General features: G+C 74.3%; 22 protein-coding genes, 1 tRNA gene, 2 pseudogenes and 1 riboswitch. Of the genes and pseudogenes, 9 read left to right on the forward strand and 16 right to left on the reverse strand.

The annotated features are described in order from the left end of the window. Window positions 1–12: 12 nt before the first annotated feature. Complete coding sequence (locus EQG70_RS13620; RefSeq protein WP_109222567.1) at window positions 13–741, reverse strand: NHL repeat-containing protein; 729 nt, start codon at window positions 739–741, stop codon at window positions 13–15. Between the two features lie 151 nt (window positions 742–892). On the opposite strand from EQG70_RS13620, the gene EQG70_RS13625 reads away from it, so the two are divergent. Next, a complete protein-coding gene (locus EQG70_RS13625; protein ID WP_017832733.1) occupies window positions 893–1,567 on the forward strand; it encodes a hypothetical protein in 675 nt (224 codons plus the stop codon). A gap of 95 nt (window positions 1,568–1,662) precedes the next feature. Here EQG70_RS13625 and EQG70_RS13630 read toward each other — a convergent pair. Then, window positions 1,663–1,735 (reverse strand) — tRNA-Arg (locus EQG70_RS13630). 62 nt (window positions 1,736–1,797) lie between these two features. Here EQG70_RS13630 and EQG70_RS18930 point away from each other — a divergent pair. Together EQG70_RS18930 and EQG70_RS18935 are read left to right on the forward strand one after the other, a co-directional pair. Further along, window positions 1,798–2,673, forward strand: a pseudogene (locus EQG70_RS18930) (DUF4031 domain-containing protein); the annotation flags it as partial. A 129-nt stretch (window positions 2,674–2,802) separates the two neighbouring features. Continuing rightward, a pseudogene (locus EQG70_RS18935) lies at window positions 2,803–3,189 on the forward strand (NUDIX hydrolase); the annotation flags it as partial. Here the strand turns inward: EQG70_RS18935 and EQG70_RS13640 are convergent. From EQG70_RS13640 to EQG70_RS13655, 4 genes are all read right to left on the reverse strand, one after another. Continuing rightward, window positions 3,107–3,373, reverse strand: a complete 267-nt coding sequence (locus EQG70_RS13640; protein ID WP_035926916.1) for a hypothetical protein — start codon at window positions 3,371–3,373, stop codon at window positions 3,107–3,109. The pseudogene EQG70_RS18935 and the gene EQG70_RS13640 overlap by 83 nt on opposite strands. A 131-nt stretch (window positions 3,374–3,504) precedes the next feature. Then, window positions 3,505–4,407, reverse strand: a complete 903-nt coding sequence (locus tag EQG70_RS13645; RefSeq protein ID WP_109268833.1) for an NlpC/P60 family protein — start codon at window positions 4,405–4,407, stop codon at window positions 3,505–3,507. A 275-nt stretch (window positions 4,408–4,682) separates the two neighbouring features. Next, entirely contained in the window at window positions 4,683–5,348 is a 666-nt protein-coding gene (locus EQG70_RS13650; RefSeq protein ID WP_035926910.1) for a C40 family peptidase, read from the reverse strand. 5 nt (window positions 5,349–5,353) lie between these two features. Next, window positions 5,354–5,503, reverse strand: a riboswitch (cyclic di-AMP (ydaO/yuaA leader). Between the two features lie 358 nt (window positions 5,504–5,861). Continuing rightward, the gene (locus EQG70_RS13655) at window positions 5,862–6,548 is read right to left on the reverse strand and encodes a metal-dependent transcriptional regulator (protein ID WP_109268834.1); all 687 of its coding nucleotides are present in this window, start codon (window positions 6,546–6,548) and stop codon (window positions 5,862–5,864) included. Window positions 6,549–6,782: 234 nt separating this feature from the next. Here EQG70_RS13655 and serC point away from each other — a divergent pair, with 234 nt between their 5' ends. Further along, complete coding sequence (serC, locus tag EQG70_RS13660; protein ID WP_109243244.1) at window positions 6,783–7,922, forward strand: phosphoserine transaminase; 1,140 nt, start codon at window positions 6,783–6,785, stop codon at window positions 7,920–7,922. Here serC and EQG70_RS13665 read toward each other — a convergent pair. The 3 genes from EQG70_RS13665 to EQG70_RS13675 all read right to left on the reverse strand — a co-directional run bounded on the left by EQG70_RS13665 (window position 7,919) and on the right by EQG70_RS13675 (window position 10,215). Beyond that, the gene (locus EQG70_RS13665) at window positions 7,919–9,139 is read right to left on the reverse strand and encodes an MFS transporter (protein ID WP_035926901.1); all 1,221 of its coding nucleotides are present in this window, start codon (window positions 9,137–9,139) and stop codon (window positions 7,919–7,921) included. The two genes, serC and EQG70_RS13665, sit on opposite strands and share 4 nt — an antisense overlap. A gap of 53 nt (window positions 9,140–9,192) precedes the next feature. Further along, a complete protein-coding gene (locus EQG70_RS13670) occupies window positions 9,193–9,750 on the reverse strand; it encodes a DUF3027 domain-containing protein (protein WP_109268835.1) in 558 nt (185 codons plus the stop codon). 81 nt (window positions 9,751–9,831) lie between these two features. Beyond that, the gene (locus EQG70_RS13675) at window positions 9,832–10,215 is read right to left on the reverse strand and encodes a cold-shock protein (RefSeq protein WP_017832742.1); all 384 of its coding nucleotides are present in this window, start codon (window positions 10,213–10,215) and stop codon (window positions 9,832–9,834) included. A gap of 154 nt (window positions 10,216–10,369) precedes the next feature. Here EQG70_RS13675 and EQG70_RS13680 point away from each other — a divergent pair, with 154 nt between their 5' ends. From EQG70_RS13680 to EQG70_RS13700, 5 genes are read left to right on the forward strand one after another with little or no spacing between them, the layout of a single operon-like run. Then, complete coding sequence (locus EQG70_RS13680) at window positions 10,370–10,621, forward strand: hypothetical protein (RefSeq protein ID WP_035926896.1); 252 nt, start codon at window positions 10,370–10,372, stop codon at window positions 10,619–10,621. 3 nt (window positions 10,622–10,624) lie between these two features. Continuing rightward, window positions 10,625–12,751, forward strand: coding sequence for a helicase-associated domain-containing protein (locus EQG70_RS13685; RefSeq protein WP_109268836.1), 2,127 nt, complete (start codon window positions 10,625–10,627; stop codon window positions 12,749–12,751). Next, a complete protein-coding gene (locus EQG70_RS13690; protein ID WP_109268837.1) occupies window positions 12,739–14,415 on the forward strand; it encodes a DNA repair helicase XPB in 1,677 nt (558 codons plus the stop codon). The genes EQG70_RS13685 and EQG70_RS13690 overlap by 13 nt, the downstream gene beginning before the upstream one ends. Before the next feature lie 36 nt (window positions 14,416–14,451). After that, a complete protein-coding gene (locus tag EQG70_RS13695; RefSeq protein WP_109268838.1) occupies window positions 14,452–15,174 on the forward strand; it encodes a response regulator transcription factor in 723 nt (240 codons plus the stop codon). Between the two features lie 12 nt (window positions 15,175–15,186). Further along, window positions 15,187–16,653, forward strand: a complete 1,467-nt coding sequence (locus EQG70_RS13700) for a sensor histidine kinase (protein WP_017832746.1) — start codon at window positions 15,187–15,189, stop codon at window positions 16,651–16,653. Window positions 16,654–16,662: 9 nt separating this feature from the next. On the opposite strand, the gene EQG70_RS13705 is transcribed toward EQG70_RS13700, so the two are convergent. The 7 genes from EQG70_RS13705 to EQG70_RS13735 form a co-directional block, all read right to left on the reverse strand. Continuing rightward, on the reverse strand, window positions 16,663–17,685 hold the full coding sequence (locus tag EQG70_RS13705) for an RNase H family protein (protein ID WP_017832747.1): 1,023 nt from the start codon (window positions 17,683–17,685) through the stop codon (window positions 16,663–16,665). A 60-nt stretch (window positions 17,686–17,745) separates the two neighbouring features. Then, window positions 17,746–18,453: an MgtC/SapB family protein gene (locus EQG70_RS13710; protein ID WP_232035338.1), complete on the reverse strand. Its 708-nt coding sequence runs from the start codon at window positions 18,451–18,453 to the stop codon at window positions 17,746–17,748. A gap of 150 nt (window positions 18,454–18,603) precedes the next feature. Further along, window positions 18,604–20,235, reverse strand: coding sequence for a chaperonin GroEL (gene groL, locus EQG70_RS13715; RefSeq protein ID WP_035926880.1), 1,632 nt, complete (start codon window positions 20,233–20,235; stop codon window positions 18,604–18,606). Between the two features lie 250 nt (window positions 20,236–20,485). Then, on the reverse strand, window positions 20,486–21,085 hold the full coding sequence (locus tag EQG70_RS13720) for a GNAT family N-acetyltransferase (RefSeq protein ID WP_017832750.1): 600 nt from the start codon (window positions 21,083–21,085) through the stop codon (window positions 20,486–20,488). Between the two features lie 127 nt (window positions 21,086–21,212). Continuing rightward, window positions 21,213–21,431, reverse strand: a complete 219-nt coding sequence (locus EQG70_RS13725) for a hypothetical protein (RefSeq protein WP_109268839.1) — start codon at window positions 21,429–21,431, stop codon at window positions 21,213–21,215. Further along, window positions 21,428–21,772, reverse strand: a complete 345-nt coding sequence (locus EQG70_RS18850; protein ID WP_109268848.1) for a DUF3263 domain-containing protein — start codon at window positions 21,770–21,772, stop codon at window positions 21,428–21,430. The genes EQG70_RS13725 and EQG70_RS18850 overlap by 4 nt, the downstream gene beginning before the upstream one ends. Before the next feature lie 14 nt (window positions 21,773–21,786). After that, complete coding sequence (locus EQG70_RS13735) at window positions 21,787–22,494, reverse strand: SDR family oxidoreductase (RefSeq protein WP_017832753.1); 708 nt, start codon at window positions 22,492–22,494, stop codon at window positions 21,787–21,789. Window positions 22,495–22,502 lie beyond the last annotated feature (8 nt).

A 22,502-nucleotide genomic window follows, 5' to 3' on the forward strand; every position in this document is an offset into this window, starting at 1 on the left:
GGGGAACGGCCCTCAGACGAAGTGCAGTTCGAGCCGGTGCCGGCCGTTGTCGTCCTCGACCCACAGCTCCGAGTCGGCGACCGTGACCCGGACGGGCCGCTTCAGCTCGATGTCGTCGTCGAACTCGACGGAGCCCTCGGTCCCTCCGCCGTAGACGGTGTCGAGCTCCCGGCTGGCCGGGTCGAGGTGCCGGATGGCGTCGTTGCCGGTGTCGGCGATCACGATGGAGCCGTCGTAGAGGATCTGCAGGTCCTCGGGGTGGTCCAGCTGGGCCACGTCCGCGGGCCCGTCCGCGAACCCCGCGCCCGCCCGGCCGACCACGGTGCAGACCTGCGGGGAGCCGTCGGGCTTGTCGGTGTCGATCTCGATGCAGCGCAGGGACGAGGAGTCCCGGTCGATGAGCCACAGCGTGCCGTTGCCGTCCTCGGTGATGGAGACGGTCGCGGCGAACTTCGCCTGCGCCGCCTTCCCGTCCCGCCGCCCGGACTCGCCCGTGCCGGCGAACTCGTACAGCACGTCGGTGTACGGGTCCCAGCGGAAGAGCCGGTGCAGGGAGGGCACCGCCACGATCACGGCCGAGAGCTTGTGCGACCACACCATGTCGGCGATGGGGGCGCCTCCGAGGACGGAGCAGTCCACCGTGCGGCGCACCGTCTCGTGGTCCTTCTCGAACAGCGTCAGCACGTTGCCCTCGGTCAGCCGCATGAGCAGGCCGTCCGGGAGTCCGATGGACAGTTCCATGACCGGCACCTCCGTGTCGTCCTCGTCGAGCGCCCGGTCGTCGTCGGCCGGTCCGCCCCCCGTGCGGCCCGTCAGGGCCGGTGCGGGTGGCCCCAGCCTACCCCGCGGTCCCGGCGTTGGGCGGCGGGCGCGCGCGCCGGATAATGGGGGCATGGGACTGACACGCGCACAGAAGGCACGCAAGCACGGCGGCACCGCGGCACCCCCGGGACCGGCCCGGGGCACCCGCCTGCACGAGGCGGCTCCCGGTGAGCTCCGCCCCGAGCCCACGAGGTCGAGCTCGGGCCTCGTGGTGGGCGTGGCCATGTCCGTCTCGGCGCTCCTGTGGCTCTGGGTGCACGCCGGGGTCCTCCCCCGGTTCGGCGCCGCCGCGGCCGGCGGGCTGACCCTGCCCGAGTGGATGCCGGGCGGTTTCGACCAGGCGCACGCCCAGCGGCTCGCCGCGGCGCTGGGCGAGGAGGGACTCGCCCAGTACGAGGCGGTGCACGGCTCCTCCGGGCTGCTGGCGCCGCTGTTCGTGGGGCTGGCGTGGCTGCTGTTCGTGGCGGTCAACACGCAGTCCCGAGCCCGGCGGTGGCTGCGCTCGGCGGTGGTGCTCGGCTTCGCGTCCGTGTCCCTGGCCGGCAACGCGGCCATCGACGCCGCTCTCGCGGACCCCGGGGACGGCGCCGCCGTGACCACGGCGTCCGTGCTGGTGATCGCCCGCTGGGTGCTGCTCGTGCTGCTGCTCGCCGTGACCGGGGCCGTGGCCGTGGAGGCCCTGCGGCGCCGGTCGAGGACCGCCGGCGCCCCGCGGCAGGACCCGCGTTCCGGACAGCGGGGGTGAGCCCGGCTCCCGGTCGCGCGGAGGCCGCCCGGCCCCGCCGGTTCCGTTCCGGACAGAAGGACGCCCCGGACCGTGCGGTCCGGGGCGTCCGTGCGTGCCCCCGATTGGATTCGAACCAACGACACCGGCTTTAGGAGAGCCGTGCTCTATCCCCTGAGCTACGAGGGCGACGCGAACAGTCTAGGGGGTCCCCCGGACCCCCGCTAACCGGCCCCGTTAGGATCGGTCGCATGCCCGTCTACATCGATCCGCCGCTCTGGCCCGCCCACGGGACGCACTTCTCGCACCTGGTCTCCGACACCTCCTACGAGGAGCTGCACGACTTCGCGGACCGGCTGGGCGTGGCCCGGCGCGCCTTCGACCGGGACCACTACGACGTGCCGGAGAGCCTGTACCGGCGGGCGGTGGCCGCGGGCGCGGTGCCGGTCGACGGGCGGCAGCTCACGCGCCTGCTCGTGCGCAGCGGGCTGCGCGTCCCGGCGCGGGCGCGCCCGGACCGGATCGCCCGGGTCCTGCTGCGGCGGTGGGCCGCCCGCTTCCCGGGGCACCCGGCGCTGGGCGAGGAGCTCGTGGACCGGTGGAGCGAGCCGCACCGGCACTACCACGGTCCCGCCCACCTGCTGGCGGTGCTCGAGGCCGTCGACCTGCTGCGGCCCGGCGTCGACCTCGATCCCGACCGGTCCGCCGCCCTGGTCCTCGCCGCCTGGTTCCACGACGCCGTCTACCGGGGCCGCCCCGGAGCGGACGAGCGGGCGTCGGCGGAGCTGGCCCGCACCCGGCTGGGCGCCGCCGGCTTCGCCGCGCCGCTCGTGGCGGAGGTCGAGCGGCTCGTCCTGCTCACCCTCGGGCACCGGGTCCCCGAGGGGGACGCCGCCGGACGGGTGCTCCTGGACGCCGACCTCTCCGTGCTCGGCGCGGACCCGGACGGGTACGCCGCCTACACGACGGGCGTGCGGAAGGAGTACGCGCACGTGCCCGGACCGGAGTTCGCCCGGGCCCGGCTGGAGGTGCTGGAGGACCTCCGGGGCCGGCAGCCGCTGTTCCGGACCGACACGGCCCAGCGCCGGTGGGGTCCGGCGGCGGCCCGCAACCTCGACGAGGAGATCGACCGGCTGCGCGCGGCCGCCGAGGAGTCCCCGGCCGCTCCCCCGGCGGACGCCGAGGTGCTGACCATCACCGCCGTGTGCCTGCAGGACGACGACGGGGCGCTGCTGACGGTGCGCAAGCGGGGCACGGAGCGCTTCATGCTGGTGGGCGGCAAGCTCGACCCGGGCGAGTCCCCGGCGGCCGCCGCCGTGCGGGAGACCGCGGAGGAGGTCGGGCTGCGGCTGGACGCCGCCCAGCTGCGCCCGCTCGGGGTGTTCGTGGCGCCGGCCGCGAACGAGGCGGGCACGTGGGTGCGGTGCACCGTGTTCACGGCACCTCTCACGGGGCGGCCGGTGCCGCTCGCGGAGATCGAGGAGCTGCGCTGGCAGCCCGTCGACGAGGACTCCCCCGGCGCGCTGCCCGCGGACCTGGCCCCGCTGCTGCGGGAGCACGTCATTCCGGCGCTGCGCCGCGCTCCCGGCGGTCCTCGGTCACGGCCGCAGCGTGCCGCCTCCGGTGGAGCAGGATCCCGGTGATCAGGCCGAGCACGATCCCGATGCCCCCGAACACCGAGAGCCACATCGCGGCGTGCCCCACGAACGCGGCGACGACGAAGCCGGCCACGATGCCGGGCACCGCGCCGCCGATCATGCCGTAGGCCATGTAGGCGTACTCGCGATCCAGGCTCGTGCGGGCGTTGCGGCTGAAGTCGGTGGACATGGGCCCAGTCTATCGGCCGCCGGCGGGGCGCCGTGGTGGCCGGCGCGGTGGGCGGCGGGACGACAGCGGGTGCGCGGTTCCCGTCTGGCCGACCAGGAACCGCGCACCCGAAGAGGTGCTCTCGCGTGCGGTCAGCGCACGCGGACGAAGACGGGGCCGGAGCCCACATTGACGCCGGAGATGGCGGTGGTCCCACCGTTCCAGCCGCCGTGGACGGCCTTGCCGCCACCGATGTAGACCGCGATGTGGGCCGCGCCCATGCCGCCGTCGGCGTAGTAGACGAGGTCGCCGGGCTTGGCCTGACCAGCGGAGACCTGCGTGCCGAGGCTCAGGTAGGAGGCCGGCCAGCCGTGGTGGTTGATGCCGGCGGCGCGCAGCGCGTTGGTGACGAGCGCGGTGCAGTCCTGGCCCACACCGAGCTGGCCCATGGCGGCGGAGGAGATGGTCGCGCCCTTGCCGGAGGCCGAGCTCTGCGGGGCGACGGTGCGCTGGGCGGCCGGAGCCGCCTGCACGGCCGGCTTCGGGGCGGGCGCGGCGGCGGGCTTCGGGGCCGGAGCCGCCTGCACGGCCGGCTTCGGAGCGGCGACCGGAGCGGCCTTCGGGGCCGGGGCGGGCGCGGCGGCGGGCTTCGGGGCCGCCTGCACGGCCGGCTGCCGGGCGGCGACCGGAGCGGGCGCGGCGGCGGCCTTCGGCGCCGGAGCGGCCACGGCGGGAGCCGCGACGACCGCGGTCTCGACCTTCTGCTTCTCGACCTTCTCGGTCTTCTTCTCGGTCTTCTTCTCGGCCTTCCGGTCGGACTCGGCCTTCTGCACGTGGGCGACGGGCTCGAGGGACACGGTGGGCGCCGCGGCGGGGGTGGCCGCGGCCACGGCGGACAGCGGGGCGTCGGTGGAGGCGTCCTGGGCCGGAGCGGCCTGCACGGAGACGGTGGTGGCGAGGGCCAGCCCGGAGAAGGCTGCCACGGCGGCCACGGTGCGGGCCTTGCCGGAGAAGAGCGAGCCGATGCCGTTCGAGGAGGTCAGATCACGGGTCATGAGGAGTTCAGACGACTTTCTTTCGGAGCCGGGCCTGCCGGAGGGCGCGGGAGACAGCACGGATCACCCCGGGCAGCGCGCGGGGTGGACCGGTGCCGGCAGGGGTGCGTTCCGGGATCGGGAACGACGGCCGGGCGAGCGGAGGAGGGGGGCGCCGTCCGGTCGGACAGCAGGCACCGCCGGGAACCGGGAGAGCGGTTCTCGGCGTGCGGGGTGGGGGGGGGTGATCGGGTGCCGCCCGCGACGAGCGGGGTCGTCGCGGGCGGCGGACCGGATCAGAAGGTGTAGTAGCCGTCCAGCTGCATGGCGTTGACGGAGTGGACCTGGGTGCCCTGGGTCGGGTTGAGGGCGGAGATCATCTTGCCGCCGCCGATGTAGATGCCCACGTGGGCGCCGCCGTTCTGCGAGACGAGGTCACCGGGCTGCGGGTTGGCGGTGGGGGTGCCCGCCGCGAACTGGGACCAGGTGGTCCGGGGCAGGTCGATGCCGTTCTGGGCGAAGACCCACTGGGTGAAGCCGGAGCAGTCCCAGGCGCCGTAGGCGGTGCCGCCGTAGACGTAGCCCGCACCCTGCGCGGACATCGCGGTGCCCACGACGCCGCCGGCGGCCGGGGCGATCTCGGTGGTGGCGGTGGACTGCGGGGTGACGCTCGAGGTGGCGGCGGTCTGCTGCGGGGCCGGGGCCGGGGCCTCGTAGGCGGGAGCGGCGGGCTGCGCGGCGACCGGGGCCTGGTAGGTGTACGAGGAGTACTCGGCCAGCGAGGCGGAGGCCGGGGCCGAGTAGGCCGCGCCGGTCTCGACGGGGGCCTGGGCGAAGGCCTGGGCCGGGGCGACGGAGCCGATCATCGCGGCGCCGGCGGCGGCGGCGATGGTGGTGTTGCGCACGACGTGCGAGGTGGTCTCGGCACGGTGGCGGGCAGCGTTCAGCGTGAAAAGCGACATGGTTGAGTTCCTCCCTTTGCCTACGAGGTGAGCTGTCGGATTCGGGTGGGAGACACCCGGCCGCAGAACGCACGCGCTCTGACGACTTAACCCCAAGGACCCGGATCACCGGGACCGAAAATGGTTCCCCCGCTTCTGCCAAGCAGTTTCTGTGTAGAGGCCACGGGCACCGGCAGAATTCGGCGATGTGCTCCGAGGGCGCCGATCCGACCAGTGATCGGCACGCGTTGAACAGTACATGACAGATTACGGAAGTGTCACGTTTTGATCACGACAGATAACAGCTGGACAACGCCTCAGGTTTCAATGCCATGCCATTGAGACGCGTGGGACGATCAATTCGCACCTGTGACGAGCTGTGCAGTGCCTTCGAGCGCCCTGGGAATCCGCCTGTCACCAGGGAAGCCGCGCCTCCGGGGTCCGGCCTGGGCCGGACTGGCCGAAAGTGGCTTGTGAACGTCCCCACACCCGGGACGAACCGTTCGCCGCCCCGCTCCGGGAGGCGGCGGCGCCTCAGGGAGCGAGGACGCGGATGGCCGCGGCGGTGCGCAGGTCGATCTCCGCGGACCGCCCCGTGGCCGCCACCTCGATGCGCACGAGCTGACCGTCCACCCGGGCCGTGACCTCCGCCCCTGTGAGCACTCCCACGTCGCTCAGCACGCCCAGGAGGTCCGCGTCCGCCTGGACCACCTCCGGCAGCAGCGCCACGGTGTGCGATCCGTCCGGGTCGTGGCGGGCGGCGTCGAGCAGGGAGGGGTGCGCCGCTGCGGGGCTCTCCTCGACCCCGAGGGCGGCCAGACCGGGGATCGGCGTGCCGTACGGCGAGTACCGGGGGCTGTGCAGCAGGTCCACGAGCCGCCGCTCGACCTGCTCGCTCATCACGTGCTCCCACCGGCACGCCTCGTCGTGCACCTGGGCGAGGTCCAGGCCGATGACGTCGGCGAGCAGCCGCTCCGCCAGCCGGTGCTTGCGCATCACCTGCACCGCACGCTCACGGCCGGCAGGGGTGAGCAGCAGCGACCGGTCCTGGCCCACCGTCAGCAGCCCGTCCCGCTCCATCCTGGACACCGTCTGCGAGACCGTGGGCCCGGAGTGGTCGAGGCGCTCGACGATCCGCGCCCGCATCGGCGTGATCCCCTCCTCCTCGAGCTCGAGGACGGTCCGCAGGTACATCTCCGTGGTGTCGATCAGGTCGCTCATGCCTCAGTCATCCTTCGTCCGGCCGTCCCGGCCCGGGGATCCCGCCCGGTCCGGTCTTCCCGCACGAGCTTAGTGCGCGAGCCCTCCGGCCGCCCGGAGGGAGGAGGCGCCCGCGGGGCCCGCCGTCCGCGGGTGGGGCAGAATGGGCCGAGTCGCGAACGGCGCGAGCGGCCTCCGCGGCGGCCGTGCCCGTCGCGCACCACCCGCCGCACGTCACCCACGAGGGAGCGCCCGTTGCCCGCACACGTCACCATCCCCCAGCACCTGCTGCCCGCCGACGGCCGCTTCGGCGCCGGCCCCTCCAAGATCCGCCCGGCACAGGTCGAGGCCGTGTCGCGCGCCGGGGCCGGCCTGCTCGGCACCTCCCACCGCCAGGCGCCGGTGCAGGAGCTCGTGGGCTCGGTGCGGGAGGGCCTCGCGCAGTTCCTCGGCCTGCCCTCCGGCCACGAGGTGCTCCTGGGCCTGGGCGGGGCCACCGCGTTCTGGGACGCCGCCGCGTTCGGGCTGGTCGAGCGGAGGGCCCAGCACCTGGTGTTCGGGGAGTTCGGCGCGAAGTTCGCCCAGGCCACCGACGGCGCCCCGTTCCTGGAGCCCTCCTCGATCGTGGAGTCCGCCCCCGGCACCCGCCCGGAGGCCCGGGCGGAGGAGGGCGTGGACGTCTACGCGTGGCCCCAGAACGAGACCTCCACCGGTGTCGCCGCGCCCGTGCACCGGCCCTCCGGGATCGCGGACGACGCGCTGGTGCTGGTGGACGCGACCTCGGCCGCCGGGGGGATGGCCGCGGAGGTGGCCGCGGCGGACGTCTACTACTTCTCCCCGCAGAAGAACTTCGGCTCGGACGGCGGACTGTGGCTGGGCGCGTTCTCCTCCGCGGCGATCGAGCGGATCGAGCGGATCGGCGCCTCCGGGCGGTGGATCCCCGACTTCCTGCGGCTGACCACGGCGCTGGAGAACTCCCGGAAGAACCAGACCTACAACACCCCGGCCCTGGCCACGCTGGTGATGCTCGACGAGCAGGTCCGCTGGCTCAACGACCAGGGCGGCATGACCTGGGCCGCGGCCCGCACGAAGGCCTCCTCGGACCTGGTCTACGGGTGGGCCGAGGCCTCGTCCTTCGCGTCCCCGTTCGTGGCACGCCCCGAGGACCGCTCCACCGTGATCACCACCGTGGACTTCGACGCCGCCGTGGACGCGTCCGCCGTCGCGGCGGTCCTGCGCGCCCACGGCGTGGTCGACGTCGAGCCCTACCGCAAGCTGGGGCGCAACCAGCTTCGGATCGCCACGTTCGTCTCCATCGAGCCCGAGGACGTCGCCCGGCTGCTGGCCTGCGTGGACCACGTCGTCGGGCAGCTCCGCGGAGGAGCCGGGCGCTAGCCGGAGTTCTCGGGCGCGGAGCGCTCCGCGCGCAGCCGCAGCCAGACGACGAAGCCCACCAGGGCCCCGCCGAGTCCCGCCGCCACGGCGACCCCCATGCCCCAGCGCGCCCCGAGGGCGTCGGTGATCCAGCCGACGACCGGCGCCCCGATCGGGGTGCCGCCCATGAAGATGGCCATGTAGAGGCTCATGACGCGTCCGCGCATCACCGGCGAGGTGGTGGACTGCACGTACGCGTTGGCGGTGGTCATGATGGTCAGGGAGGACAGCCCGCAGGGGACCAGCCACAGCGCGAACAGCGGCAGGGTGGGCGCCGTCGCCGCGCCCAGGCAGCTGAGGGCGAAGACGGCGCTGCCCCCGTAGACGTAGCGCAGCCGGGCGCTGCGGCGCCGGGCCGAGAGCAGGGCCCCGGCCACCGTGCCGACCGCGAGCACCGAGTTGAGCAGCCCGAAGGTCTCCGAGCCCCGGCCGAACTCGGGTCCGGCCATGGCGGCCAGGAAGACCGCGAAGTTCAGCCCGAAGGTGCCGATGAGGAAGATGGTGACCAGCACCGCCACGATGTCGGGGCGGCCGGCCACATAGGCCAGCCCCTCCCGGATCTGGCCCCGCCCCCGGCCGGAGCGCGGCATCCCGCGCAGCTCGTCGGCGCGGATCGCCAGGACGGCGGCGAGCATCGCGCCGAAGGTCAGCGTGTTGAGGAGGAACACCCAGCCCGAGCCGATGGAGGCCACGAGCACGCCGGCCACGGCGGGCCCGATCATCCGCGCGGCGTTGAACGAGGTCGCGTTCAGGGCCACGGCGTTGGAGAGGTAGGCGTCGTCGACCATCTCCGAGACGAAGGTCTGGCGCACGGGGGCGTCGAGGGTGGAGACGACGCCCAGGGCGAGGGCGAAGCCGTAGACGTGCCACAGGGTGGCCGCGTCGGCCAGGACCAGCGCCCCCAGACCGGCCGCCAGCACCGCCATGGCCGTCTGGGTCCAGAGCAGCAGGCGCCGCCGGTCGAGCCGGTCCGCGAGCACGCCGGCCCAGGGCGCGAGGAAGAGCTGGGGCAGGAACTGCAGGGCCGTCACCACGCCCATGGCGGTGGCGTCGTGGTCCGAGAGCTCGTCGAAGACCAGCCACGACTGGGCCGTGCGCTGCATCCACGTGCCGATGTTGGACACGAGCGCGCCCAGGAACCACAGCCGGTAGTTGCGGAACCGGAAGGACCGGAACATCCCGCGCGCGGGCTCCGGGGCCTCGTCCGTCCTCGCGGTCCCCGGCGGGACGGTCAGAGCTCCTCGCCCTCCTGCGGCGGGACCGGCCTGTCCTCGGCCCGGTCACCGGACGCCGGCTCGCCGTCGGGGGCGCCGCCGGAGCCCTCGGGCCCGCCGGCCGCCGCGGTCTCCCCGGCCTCGTCCTCGGCCCGGTCCTGCTCCTCCTGGGCCTTCTCCTCGGCGCTGACGCGGGCGGACCACGGGACCCACTCGGGCGCCAGCAGGGCGTCCTCCCCCGGCAGCAGACCGACCTCGCAGACCGTCACCGCCTTGCTGCGCGGGGCGCGGGCCAGGCTCGCGAACCAGTTCCAGCCCCGGTACCCGGGCAGGGTGCACTCGAAGTGGTGGACGACCAGCCGGTCCTCCTCCACCGTCACCCGGTGACCGGCGCCGATCTGCGAGGGCTCCGCGATCTGCTCCACCCCGGCGCGAGCCGTGGCGACGTCGGCCACGAGCAGGGGGTCCTGCTTCGGGGCCCGGCGACGACGGGGCGCCGCTGCCACCGGTGCCGCCTGCTCGGGCGCCGGCGGCACGGCCTCGGCGGGCGCGTCCTGGACGGTCTCCTCGGTCACTGCTGGTCTCCCTCGGGTGGGTGCCGGCGGGGGCCGGCGGGTGGGTGCTCGGGATCGGTGGACGGCAACGGCGCGGCGGCCTCAGACGTCCAGGTTGTCGGCCACCGTGCGCAGGATGGCCGCGATCTTCTTCCCGTGCGCTGAGTCGGGGTAGCGGCCCCGGTGCAGCCCGTTGGACATCTCGTCCAGGAGCTTGATGAGGTCCTCCGTGATGACCGCCATCTCGTCGGCGGGCTTGCGGACGTTCTTCGCGACCGACGGGGTCCGGTCGAGGATCCGGACGGAGAGCGCCTGCGCGCCGCGCCGCCCCTGGGCCACCCCGAACTCCATCCGCGTGCCCGGCTTCACCGTGGTGGCACCGGAGGGCAGCGCCGAGGAGGGCAGGAACACTTCCTGGCCGTCGTCGGCCGCCAGGAAGCCGAAGCCCTTCTTCGCATCGAACCACTTGACCTTGCCGGTGGGCACGCTGTCTCCCTCGTCCTCGTGTTCGTGGAGGGGCGGCCCGTCGGTCCCTGCCGCCGAGCCACCCTGTGGAACCTCCCATTCTAGCCCTGCTCCGGGGGCGGGGACCGCCGGGGCGCGGTCAGCGGCACACCGTTGCGCTCGGTACCCTGGAGGCATGCCTGCCTCCGACGACCGCGCGCCCGCGCACCGCACCGCCCGACGCCCCGGGATCGACGTCCTCGGCGTCTCCGCGGTCGTGCTCGGCCTGGTGTGCGCCGTGTGCCTCGCCCTGCTGCTCGTGCTCACGGCCGTCGGGGCGGACCCCTGGGACGGGCTCACGGTGGTGCCGTGGTTCGCGTTCCCGGTGGCCTTCCTGCTGTTCTGCGCGGTCCTCGTGCGCTCCCTGCTGCGCCGCCGCCGGGCCTGATCCGTGCTCCCGGACGGGCTGCTCCGGGATCTCGCGTCCCGCTCCCCCGCCGAGCTGGGCGAGCTGCTCGCCGCCCGGCCCGACGCCGCGCGCCCGGGCACGGAGTTCCTCGAGGACCTCGCCGAGGCCCTGCTGTCCCGGGCGGGGCTGCGCCGGGCCCTCGACGCCCTCTCCCGGCCCGAGCTGGACGCCGTCGAGCGCGCCGTGCTGCTGGGCCCGCCGGAGGATCCCGCCGCGCGGCTGCTGGCCGGCCCGCCCTGGGACCGGCTGCACCGTCTGGGCCTGGTCCACCGGGACGACGACGCGCTCCGGCTCGTGCCCGGCCTGGCGGAGGCCCTCGGCCGCTATCCGGCGGGCCTGGGCCGTCCGCGGCCGGTGCTCGCCGCCCTCGCCGCCCGGCTGCGCGGCGGGGCCCCGGACGCGGCGGGGGCCGCGGCCCTGCCGCGCACCGCCGAGGACCTCGCGCAGTGGTCCGCCCCCGCGCGGGAGGTCCTCGAGCGGTTCCGCTCCCGTCCCGTGGGCGCTCTGCCGGACGCCCTGCGCCGTGTCGACCCGGCCGTCGACGCCGGTACCCGGCCCGTCGACTGGCTCCTGGCCCACGGCGTCCTCCTCCCCGTGGACTCCCGCCACGTGGAGCTCCCGAGGGAGGTCGGGCTGCTCCTGCGCGGGCCCGACCCGTGGGCCGCGACCTCCCCGGAGCCGCCGGTCGGGCCGGCCCTCCGGGTGCCCGACCGGCTGCGGGACAACGCCGCCGCGGCGGCGGTCGAGCAGCTGCTGCGCCGGACCGCGGCCCTGCGCGCCGAGCTGCGGGCCCGCCCGCTGACCACCCTGCGGGCGGGCGGGATCGGCGTGCGCGAGCTGCGCCGGCTGCGCTCCGCCCTCGGGATCGAGCACCCCGAGCTCGTCCGGCTCCTCGGTCTGGGCGAACTGGCCGGGCTCGTGCGGCTGGACCCGGATACCTCGGCCTGGCGCCCCGCGCCGGCGCCCTTCGAGGACGCCGAGCGCGCCGGCCAGTGGCGGCACATGGTCCGGTCGTGGCTGGCCTCCGACGTCGTCCCCTCCGCGGTGGGCCTGCCCCTCGCGGACGGCACGGTCGTCGGCGTCCTCACCCGCGGCACGCACGCCCCGGAGGCCCCGGTGGTGCGCCGGGCGCTGCTCGCCGCCCACGCCGAGCTCGCCGAGCGGGCGCCGGGGGGCCACGGCCCCGAGGACGTGCTGGCGCTCGCCCGCTGGCGGCGCCCGCGGCTGGCCCGCGCCCTGGACCGGTGGGGCCCGGGGATGCTGACGGAGGCCGCCGAGCTCGGCCTGGTGGGCGCCGACGCCCTCACCGAGCCCGGCCGGGCGCTCGCGGAGGACCGGCCCGAGGACGCCGTCCGCTCCGTGGCCGGGTGGCTGCCCGCGCCCTCGCGGACGGTGCTGCTGCAGAGCGACCTCACGGCGACGGCCACGGGCCACCTCGCCCCGGACGTGGCGCGCGCCCTCGACCGGCTCGCGGAGCCGGAGGGCCACGGGCCCGTCCCGCGGCACCGCTTCAGCGAGCGCTCCCTGCACCGGGCGCTCGACGCCGGCTGGACCCCGCCCTCGATCCTGGCCTGGCTCGAGGAGCACGGCAGGGGCCCGGTGCCCCAGGCCCTGGCCTACCTGGTCGAGGAGGCCGGCCGGGGGCACGGGCGGATCCGGATCACCCGGGCGGACTGGGTGCTCACCGGCGAGGAGGAGCTGCTGGAGGCGCTCGCCGGCTCCCCGGACCTCGCGGGGCGGCGGCTGCGGCGGCCCGCCCCCGGCGTGCTCGTGGTCGACGCCGGGGAGGAGGCCCCCGGCCGGCGCCGGGGACCCGCCGGCCGGGAGGGCGGGCTCCGGGAGCTCGCGGCGGCCGTCCGGGCCACCGGCACGGAGCCGGCCCTCGACGTCGCCCCCGCGGAGCCCGCGCCGCAGGTCCCCGCCGCGGACCCGACCCTGCTGCTCGAGGTGCCCGCCCCGCGCCTGCCCGTCCGCTCCGCGGAGGAGATCGAGGACCTGGTGGACCGGCTCACCGGCCGGGACCGCGCGCGGCGCCCGCCGGACGACCCGGCCGAGGACCTGACCGACGACCCGACCGACAGCGGAGGAGCCGCCACATGGGACCCCTGATCGTCCAGAGCGACCGGACCGTGCTGCTCGAGCTCGACCACGAGGACGCCGACGACGCCCGGCGGGAGCTCGCGGCCTTCGCGGAGCTCGAGCGCGCCCCGGAGCACGTGCACACCTACCGCATCACCCCGCTGGGCCTGTGGAACGCCCGGGCCGCCGGGCTGGACGCCGAGCAGGTGCTCGACGTCCTCCTCACCCGCTCCCGCTTCCCGGTCCCCCACGCCCTGCTCCTGGACATCGACGAGACGATGTCCCGCTACGGCCGCCTGGTGCTCGAGCAGGACGCGGTGCACGGGCTCGTGCTGCGCTGCCACGACGCCCCCGTCCTGGAGGAGATCGCCCGGCACCGGAAGATCGCCCCGCTGCTCGGTCCCCGCATCGACGGCTCCACCACGGTGGTGCACGCGAGCGCCCGCGGCCAACTCAAGCAGCTGCTGCTCACCGTGGGGTGGCCGGCGGAGGACCGGGCCGGCTACGTGGACGGCACGCCCCACCCCGTCGCCCTGACGGAGACGGACCCCGTGACGGGCGAGGCCTGGGCCCTGCGCCCCTACCAGCGCCACGCGGTGGAGAACTTCTGGGCGGGCGGCAGCGGCGTCGTCGTCCTGCCGTGCGGCGCCGGCAAGACGCTGGTGGGCGCCGGGGTGATGGCCGCGAGCTCGACGACGACGCTCGTCCTGGTCACGAGCACGGTCTCGGCGCGGCAGTGGAAGGCCGAGCTGCTGCGCCGGACCACCCTGACGGAGGACGAGATCGGCGAGTACTCCGGGGCCGTCAAGGAGGTCCGCCCGGTGACGATCGCCACCTACCAGGTGCTGACGGCGCGCCGCGGCGGGATCCACCCGCACCTGGAGCTGCTCGACGGGCACGACTGGGGGCTGATCGTCTACGACGAGGTGCACCTGCTGCCCGCCCCCGTGTTCCGGATGACCGCCGATCTGCAGGCGCGGCGCCGGCTGGGCCTGACGGCCACCCTGGTGCGCGAGGACCACCGCGAGGGCGAGGTGTTCTCCCTCATCGGCCCGAAGCGCTACGACGCGCCGTGGCGGGAGATCGAGGCCCAGGGCCACATCGCCCCCGCCGACTGCGTCGAGGTCCGGGTGGAGCTGCCCCTCGCGGACCGGATGGCCTACGCCTCCGCGGAGGACGCCGACCGGCACCGCCTCGCCTCGTCCTCCGCGCACAAGCTCGACGTCGTGGCCCGGCTCGTGGCCCGCCACCGCGGGGAGCCGGTGCTCGTGATCGGGCAGTTCCTGGACCAGCTCGACGAGCTGGGCGCGCTGCTGGACGCTCCGGTGCTCAACGGCAGCACCGGCACGGCCCGGCGGGAGAAGCTCTTCGCCGCGTTCCGGGCCGGGGAGCTGCCGGTGCTCGTGGTCTCCAAGGTCGCGAACTTCTCGGTGGACCTGCCGGAGGCCTCGGTCGCGGTGCAGGTCTCGGGGGCCTTCGGCTCGCGCCAGGAGGAGGCGCAGCGCCTGGGCCGGCTGCTGCGGCCCAAGCACGACGGCCGCCCGGCGACCTTCTACACCGTGGTGGCCCGCGACACCGTGGACGCCGACTACGCGGCCCGGCGCCGCCGCTTCCTCGCGGAGCAGGGCTACGCCTACCGGATCGTCGACGCCGCCGTCGTCGAGGCCCCCGGCGAACTCCCCGAGGACCGGTGAGCGCCGTTCAGGCGGCGTTCAGGGTGTTCCGAGAAAATGGGCGGCGTGAAGAACGACAACCCCGAAGCGAAACTGCTCGTCGTCGACGACGAGCCCAACATCCTCGAGCTGCTGGCCACGTCCCTGCGCTTCGCCGGCTTCGAGGTGGTCACCGCCGCCAACGGCCGTGACGCCCTGGCCAAGGCGGAATCCGAGAACCCGGACCTCGCGGTGCTCGACGTCATGCTCCCGGACGTGGACGGCTTCACCGTGACCCGCAAGCTGCGCGCGTCCGGGCAGCACTTCCCCATCCTCTTCCTCACGGCGAAGGACGAGACCGAGGACAAGGTCACCGGTCTGACCGTGGGCGGCGACGACTACGTCACCAAGCCCTTCAGCCTCGACGAGGTCGTCGCCCGCATCCGCGCGGTCCTGCGCCGCACGCAGCCCGCCGAGGAGGACGACTCCCGGCTGCGCGTGGACGACCTGGTCCTCGACGACGACGCGCACGAGGTGTTCCGGGGCGAGCGGGAGATCGACCTGTCCCCCACCGAGTTCAAGCTGCTGCGCTACCTCATGCTCAACCCGAACCGGGTGCTGTCCAAGGCGCAGATCCTCGACCACGTGTGGGAGTACGACTTCAACGGGGACGCCTCGATCGTGGAGTCCTACATCTCCTACCTGCGCCGGAAGATCGACAACGACCCCGAGCTGCCCCCGCTGATCCACACCAAGCGCGGCGTCGGCTACCTCCTGCGCTCCCAGCACAAGAACCACTGACCCGGTCCCGGGATGCACACCCTGTCCTCCCGGTGGCGCTCGGCATCGCTGCGCTCGCAGCTCATGGTGCTCACGGGACTGCTCCTGGCGCTGTCCATCCTGGTGACGAGCTTCGTGGCGATCTCGGTGCTGCGCACCTCGCTCCTGAACGACATCGACCGCGGGCTGCGGGACTCCGTCCGGCCGGTCTCCACGGTGCTGGTCGCCGACATGGGCGGGGCGCAGGGCGTCCAGGTGCCGCACGCCGGGTTCCTGCTCGACGCCGACGGCGAGACCCTCGCCGAGGCGGTGCACACCCCGGAGGGCGTGCTCGAGCGGCGGCCGGACCTGTCGCAGGTCGACCTCGAGCACGTGCGGGAGAACCCCTTCGAGCCGACGACCGTGGGCTCCGTGGACGCCCCGGACCGCCGGTGGCGGGTGGTCGCGGCCGAGACGGAACGGCTGAACCTCGTGGTGGCGGTCGCCGAGCCGCTCGACGACATGAACGCGATGCTCAGCGCGGTGACCCTCCTGACGCTGAGCTTCGGGGTGGCGACCCTGTTCGCGGCCATGGCGGTCGGCTGGATCCTGGTCACCCGGGCGTTCGCGCCCCTGCACCGGGTGGAGCAGACCGCCGCCCGGATCGCCGAGGGCGACCTCTCCCAGCGCATGGAGGGCTACAACCGGCAGACCGAGATCGGCCAGCTCTCGGCGTCGCTCAACGCGATGCTCGGCCACATCGAGGACGCCTTCGACGCCCGCACGCGGTCCGAGACCAAGCTCCGGCGGTTCGTGGCCGACGCCTCCCACGAGCTGCGCACGCCCCTGGTGACCATCCGGGGCTACTCGGAGCTCTACCGGCACGGCGCCCTGCAGGAGCCCGAGGACGTGGCCGGGGCGATGTCCCGGATCGAGTCGGAGGCGAAGCGGATGACGCAGCTCGTGGAGGACCTGCTGATGCTCGCGCGCCTCGACGAGCGGCGGCCCGCGGAGAACGTCGACGTGGACCTGCTCCACCTCGCGTTCGACGCGGCAGGGGACGCCCGCGCCTCCGCCCCCGACCGGCGGATCGAGGTCGGCGGCCTGGGGGGCGGGGGCCCGGTCTCGGCATGGGTGCACGGCGACGAGTTCCGGCTGCGCCAGGTCGTGGCGAACCTCGTGACCAACGCCCTGCGCTACACCCCGGAGGGCACGCCGATCGAGATCGCGGTGGGCGTGGAGCGCTCGGTCGACGACTCCTTCAACGCCGTCCTGCAGGTGCGCGACCACGGCCCGGGCATCCAGGGCGAGGACGCGGAGCGCGTCTTCGAGCGCTTCTACCGGGCCGACTCCTCCCGCACGCGCGAGACCGGCGGGACGGGGCTGGGGCTGTCCATCGTGGCCGCGATCGTCCAGCAGCACGACGGCACGGTGCGGCTCACCGAGACCCCCGGCGGCGGGGCGACGATGACCGTGCGCGTGCCGGGCATCGAGCCCGCCGACGACGCCCCGGAGGTGTGAGCGGGCCCGTCAGGACTCGTAGGTGCCCTGGTGGAAGCGCAGCTGCCAGGGCCCCAGCTCGTTGCGGGAGTCCTCCCGGACCCACAGGGAGCTGCGCAGGCTCGTGCGGTCCCCCGCCGTGAGCCGGTAGACAAGGTGCACGGCCGCGGGGCCGAGCTCGGTGGCCTCCAGCACGTGCACGTCCACCGCGCCGAGCCCGGGTTCGCGGGGCAGCCGGTCGAGGACGTCCGCCCGGGAGCGCCACGACCCCGAGGCACCGACCTCGGCGAAGGCCTCGTGCAGCAGCTGGCCCAGCCGGCCCGGGTCCGCCCTGACCTCCGGGCGGAGCAGGTCCCGCTCGAGCTCCTGGACGGTCTCCCCCGCCGTGCGGCCGCGGGCGAGCTCCTCCTCGTGGGCGAGCAGCTCGCTCAGCAGATCGGGGTCGTGCCGGTCCTCGAACGCGCCGGGATCCGTGTCCTCCCCCGGCCCTGGGGCCTCCACCAGCGGCGCGGCGTCCACCGGCTCCGGGGCGTCCAGCAACTCCCGGGCCGAGGTCCGGGTGCCCGCTCCGTCCGGGTGCCGGGCGGCGCCGTCGAACCCGGGTCCCTCGGGCGCGGGGCGACCGGTCTGGAACGCGGTGGCCACGGCCCGGGCACGGACGTCGGCGGCCTCGTTGAGCTCGTGGCCGGCGTGGCCCTTGACCCACTCGAAGCGCACGTCGCGGCCCGCCATCGCGGCGTCCAGGGCCTTCATGAGCTCCACGTTGAGGACGGGCTTGCCGTCCCTCTTCTTCCAGCCCTTCTTCTTCCAGCCGGGCATCCACTTCGTGATCGAGTTGATGACGTACTGGCTGTCGCACAGCACCCGCAGGGGCTCGTCGGGGCGGTGGGCCGTGGCCTCGAGCAGGTCCAGGACGGCCTTGAGCTCGCCCATGTTGTTGGTGCCGTGCGGCCACCCGCCGGCCCGCCAGGTGTTGTCGTCGATGTACCAGGCCCATCCCGCGGGACCGGGATTGCCCAGCGCGGAGCCGTCGGCGGCAGCAGTGATCGTCATGGCACTCATCTTTTCACGGCGCCCGGACGCCGTGCGCCACGGGTCCTGTGCGCCCCCGGCTCAGTCGCCGGGCTCCTGATCGAGCTGCTGCTGGGCGACGTCGCGCACCCCGGCGACCCTCGACAGCTGCACGGCCGCCGTGCGCAGGTCCGTCTTGCCCTCGAGCCGCAGGAGCAGCTCCACCTCGGTGCCCTCGGACCCCTCGACCGTCCGGCTCGAGACCACGGAGGCGCTCAGCTGCAGCTCGTCGACCACCGTCAGGACCTCCCGCAGCACGCCGTGCCCGTCCTCGTAGCGCAGCCGGAGTCCCTGCGGGGCCACCATCCCGGGCAGGCGGCGGGAGAGCGGGGTCAGCAGGATCGCGGAGACGAAGTGCAGGCCCGTGGCGACGACGGCGAGCGGCACGAGCCCGGCCCCGCAGGCCATCCCGATGGCCGCGGAGAGCCAGATGCTCGCAGCCGTCGTCAGGCCGTGCACCACGTCCCGGTTCGTGAAGATCACGCCCGCGCCCAGGAAGCCGATGCCCGTGATGATCTGGGCCGCCACGCGGGAGGGGTCGGGACCGGCGTCGATGCCGGGCAGGACACCGAAGCCGTAGGCGGACACGAGGGTGAACACCGCCGACCCGGTGCCGACCAGGGCGTGCGTGCGCAGTCCGGCGCTCTTGCGCCGCAGCCGCCGTTCGAGGCCCACCAGCGAGGTGAGCCCGAAGGCGATCAGCACGAGCGAGACCTGGACGGGGACCGCGTCCCACACGACGACGTCCACGGCACCTCCTCCGGCAGCTGGTGCTCACGATTGAACACCACTTCCGGCCCTGCGGCACCAGGTGCGGGACGACGACGGGCCGGGCACCTCCGCGAGGTGCCCGGCCCGTGCCGGATGCGTGCTGGGCACGCTCGACGGGTCAGCCGTCGATCACATCATGCCGCCCATGCCGCCCATGCCGTCGTCGGCACCGGCACCGGCGCCCGCGGGCTCCGGCTTGTCGGCGACGACGGCCTCGGTGGTGAGGAACAGCCCGGCGATGGACGCCGCGTTCTGCAGCGCGGACCGGGTCACCTTGACCGGGTCGTTGATGCCGGCGGCCATCAGGTCCTCGTACTCGCCGGTGGCTGCGTTGAGGCCGTGGCCCTGGGCCAGACCGCGGACCTTGTCCACGACCACGCCGGCCTCGAGGCCGGAGTTGATCGCGATCTGCTTCAGCGGGGCGTCGATGGCGACCTTCACGATGTTCGCGCCGGTGGCCTCGTCGCCGGTGAGCTGCAGCTTGTCGAACGCCTTCTGGCCGGCCTGGATCAGGGCCACGCCGCCGCCGGCGACGATGCCCTCCTCCACGGCGGCCTTGGCGTTGCGCACGGCGTCCTCGATGCGGTGCTTGCGCTCCTTGAGCTCGACCTCGGTGGCGGCACCGGCCTTGAGGACGGCCACGCCGCCGGCCAGCTTGGCCAGGCGCTCCTGCAGCTTCTCGCGGTCGTAGTCCGAGTCCGAGTTGTTGATCTCGGCGCGGATCTGGGCCACGCGGCCCTCGATCTCCTCGGCGGTGCCGGCGCCGTCGACGATGGTGGTCTCGTCCTTCGTCACGACGACCTTGCGGGCCTGGCCCAGCAGGTCCACGGTGGCGGTCTCGAGGGAGAGCCCGACCTCCTCGGTGATGACCTGGCCACCGGTGAGGATGGCGATGTCGGCCAGCTGCGCCTTGCGGCGGTCGCCGAAGCCGGGGGCCTTGACGGCCACGGACTTGATGGAGCCGCGCATCTTGTTGAGCACCAGCAGCGCCAGGGCCTCGCCCTCGACGTCCTCGGCGATGATCAGCAGCGGCTTGCCGGCCTGCATGACCTTCTCGAGCACGGGGACCAGGTCCTTGACCGCGGAGATCTTGGAGTTGACCACGAGGATGTAGGGATCCTCGAGGACGGCCTCCTGGCGATCGGCGTCAGTGACGAAGTAGCCCGAGAGGTAGCCCTTGTCGAAGCGCATGCCCTCGGTCAGCTCGAGGTCCAGCCCGAAGGTGTTGGACTCCTCGACCGTGATCACGCCCTCCTTGCCGACCTTCTCCATCGCCTGGGCGATGAGGCGGCCGATCTCGGGGTCGCCGGCGGAGATCGACGCCGTGGCGGCGATCTGCTCCTCGGTCTCGACCTCCTTGGCGGAGGCCAGCAGCTCCTCGGTGACCGCGGCGACGGCCTTCTCGATGCCGCGCTTGAGGCTCAGCGGGTCGGCGCCGGCGGCCACGTTGCGCAGGCCCTCCTTGACGAGCGCCTGGGCGAGCACGGTGGCGGTGGTGGTGCCGTCGCCGGCGATGTCGTCGGTCTTCTTGGCGACCTCCTTGACGAGCTCGGCGCCGATCTTCTCGAACGGCTCGTCGAGCTCGATCTCCTTGGCGATGGACACGCCGTCGTTGGTGATCGTGGGGGCGCCCCAGGCCTTCTCGAGGACCACGTTGCGGCCGCGCGGGCCGAGGGTGACCTTGACGGCGTCGGCCAGGGTGTTCAGGCCCCGCTCGAGTCCGCGGCGTGCCTCTTCGTCGAAAGCAATCATCTTTGCCATGTGACTTCGTCCCTCCTGGACGGTAGACAAACGGTCGACCTCCACGGTGCCCGCGACGGACGGCGCGCACGACGGCGGACTCTTCCCGACGCCGTGCGGCACCTCACCGTGGTGGTTGAGGTGTCACTCCTGTGCCGGTGGCTGCCCGGGTCGGGCCGGGGACCGAGCCATTAGCAGTCCACACGACTGAGTGCTAATCGCAATCTTGGCACTCGTCCCCGGAGAGTGCAAACCCCTGAGCCGATTCCGCTCAGCCCTGCCACTCCTCGCGCAGGACGCCGTAGACCATCCGGTCGTAGTACTCGCCGCCGACCCTGCGGGCCCGGCGGATCCTGGCCTCCTCGGTGAAGCCCAGCTTCACCGCCACGCGGCACATGCCCGCGTTGCCGCTCCACGTCTCCAGGTCGAGGCGGTGGGAGTCGGAGTGGGCGAAGAGGTAGTCGATCCACAGGCGCATCGCCTCGGTGCCGTAGCCGCCGCTCCAGTGCTCCGGGGAGTACACGGTGATGCCCAGGGAGCGCAGCGGCAGCAGGTGCGTGCCGTCACCGGGGTCCTCGGTGGGCTTCTCCGACCAGTACCAGGACACCTGCCCGATGAACCGGTCGTCGGCGGCGTCGGCGATCACCATCGTCTCGCGCGGGTCCGGCCAGTCCCCGGCCGTCACGTGCTCCCGGAGGGTGCCGAGCCAGCGCTGGGCGCCCTCGGCGGTGAAGTTCGGGTAGAACGGGCCGTCCGTGCGCTGCCACTCGTGCTCGCCGCCGCCGGCGGGCGGCATGATCCACGCCTCGTAGTCGACGAGGTCCTCCTCGGTCCAGTCGCGGACGCGGACGCGGATTCCTTCGATCTGCACGGTGGTTCCTTCCGGTGGCGTCAGGGGTGGAAGACGTCGTGGTGGACGACGTCGTGGTGAACGGCGTCGGAGCGGTCGGGCTCCGGGACCGGAGCCCGATGGGGGACGCCTCGAGGACCGGGCCGGCTCAGGACCCCGTGGACGTGGCGCCCGGCGCCGGGGCGGCCTCGCCCGGGGCGTTGAGGAACGAGAACACCCCGACGCCGAGGGTCAGCACCCCGGCCAGGACGATGGCGGTGAGCTCCCGGGCGCCCACGCGGACGGTCGGCCGGACACCGCGGTGGGCGCCCTGGCGGGGACCGTCCTCGGGAACGTCGTCGAACTCGTCGTGCGGGTACCGGGTCATCCGTGGTCTCCTCGCTGCCGGCGCAGCCTGGCCACGAGCATCGGGTCGTGCTCGAGGGCGGCGCGGGTGTCGATCAGGACGTTGAGCCGCTGGTAGTAGTGGGTGGGCGAGAGGTTCAGGCGGCGGCGGATCTCCATCTCCTTGGCCCCCTGGTACTTCCACTGCAGGTTCTCGAGCGAGAGGATCTCGCGGTCCACGGAGTCCAGGCCGGTCTCCTCCCCGGGGTCTTCCCCGTCGAGGGCGGCCTCCCCGTCCGGCACCGGCTCCGCGCCGAGGGCGGCGTCGTCGCCGGGCCGGGCGTCCGCGGGCACCGCGTCGTCGGGCACTGCGTCCGCGGGCACCGCGTCCTCGCCGGTCACCGCGACTCGGCCCGCGGCCGCAGGGAGAGGGTGGTCAGCTGCGCGTCCTCGCCCGCGTCCACGACGGCGCGCACCGCCGCGGCCACGGACTCCGGCCGGAGGTAGCGCTCCGGGACGTACTCGTGGCCCAGGCCCGCCTGGATGTCCCGCTGCATCTGCGTGTCGACCGGGCCGGGGTGCACCGAGCTGACCACGACGCCGTCGGCCTCGACCTCCTGGCGGAGCGAGTCGGCGAGCGCGCGCAGGGCGAACTTCGAGGCCGCGTAGACGGCGTCCCCGGCGCGGGCGTTGAGCCCCGAGCCGGAGTTGAGGAACACGACCTTCCCCCGGGCCGCTCGCAGGGCCGGCAGCAGGAGCCGGGTCAGCTCCGCGGGGACCACCACGTTGAGCTCGAGCTGGGCCCGCCAGTCCGCCACGGAGGCGGCCTCCACCGTGGTGCGCCCGGCCACGGCCGCCGAGTGCACCAGGACGTCGACCCGGTCCAGGCCGGCCACCACGGACGGCAGGGCCGCGACGTCGGTCAGGTCGGCGGCGCGGACGGTGACGTGCGGGAGGCCGGAGAGCTCGGCCAGCCGGCCGGCGTCCCGGCCCAGGGCCAGGACGTCGTGGTCGCGGGCGAGGTCCACCACGCACGCGCGGCCGATGCCTCCGGTGGCCCCGGTGACGACGGCGAGGGGTCGGGTCTCGGTGGAGGAAGCGCTCATGCGCCCAC

Origin of the sequence: Kocuria rosea, assembly GCF_006094695.1 — a bacterium.
GTDB lineage: Bacteria > Actinomycetota > Actinomycetes > Actinomycetales > Micrococcaceae > Kocuria > Kocuria rosea.

Excerpts from the sequence above, each read along its gene's own strand:
- EQG70_RS13695 (WP_109268838.1), top strand. The coding sequence starts at position 14,452 with ATGGGCGGCGTGAAGAACGACAACCCCGAAGCGAAACTGCTCGTCGTC.
- EQG70_RS13655 (WP_109268834.1), bottom strand. The coding sequence starts at position 6,548 with ATGAGCGACCTGATCGACACCACGGAGATGTACCTGCGGACCGTCCTC.
- EQG70_RS13725 (WP_109268839.1), bottom strand. The coding sequence starts at position 21,431 with ATGACCCGGTACCCGCACGACGAGTTCGACGACGTTCCCGAGGACGGT.
- EQG70_RS13640 (WP_035926916.1), bottom strand. The coding sequence starts at position 3,373 with ATGTCCACCGACTTCAGCCGCAACGCCCGCACGAGCCTGGATCGCGAG.
- EQG70_RS13665 (WP_035926901.1), bottom strand. The coding sequence starts at position 9,139 with ATGTTCCGGTCCTTCCGGTTCCGCAACTACCGGCTGTGGTTCCTGGGC.
- EQG70_RS13735 (WP_017832753.1), bottom strand. The coding sequence starts at position 22,494 with ATGAGCGCTTCCTCCACCGAGACCCGACCCCTCGCCGTCGTCACCGGG.
- EQG70_RS13620 (WP_109222567.1), bottom strand. The coding sequence starts at position 741 with ATGGAACTGTCCATCGGACTCCCGGACGGCCTGCTCATGCGGCTGACC.
- EQG70_RS13690 (WP_109268837.1), top strand. The coding sequence starts at position 12,739 with ATGGGACCCCTGATCGTCCAGAGCGACCGGACCGTGCTGCTCGAGCTC.
- EQG70_RS13645 (WP_109268833.1), bottom strand. The coding sequence starts at position 4,407 with ATGACCCGTGATCTGACCTCCTCGAACGGCATCGGCTCGCTCTTCTCC.
- EQG70_RS13650 (WP_035926910.1), bottom strand. The coding sequence starts at position 5,348 with ATGTCGCTTTTCACGCTGAACGCTGCCCGCCACCGTGCCGAGACCACC.
- EQG70_RS13680 (WP_035926896.1), top strand. The coding sequence starts at position 10,370 with ATGCCTGCCTCCGACGACCGCGCGCCCGCGCACCGCACCGCCCGACGC.
- EQG70_RS13700 (WP_017832746.1), top strand. The coding sequence starts at position 15,187 with ATGCACACCCTGTCCTCCCGGTGGCGCTCGGCATCGCTGCGCTCGCAG.
- groL (WP_035926880.1), bottom strand. The coding sequence starts at position 20,235 with ATGGCAAAGATGATTGCTTTCGACGAAGAGGCACGCCGCGGACTCGAG.
- EQG70_RS13705 (WP_017832747.1), bottom strand. The coding sequence starts at position 17,685 with ATGACGATCACTGCTGCCGCCGACGGCTCCGCGCTGGGCAATCCCGGT.
- EQG70_RS13625 (WP_017832733.1), top strand. The coding sequence starts at position 893 with ATGGGACTGACACGCGCACAGAAGGCACGCAAGCACGGCGGCACCGCG.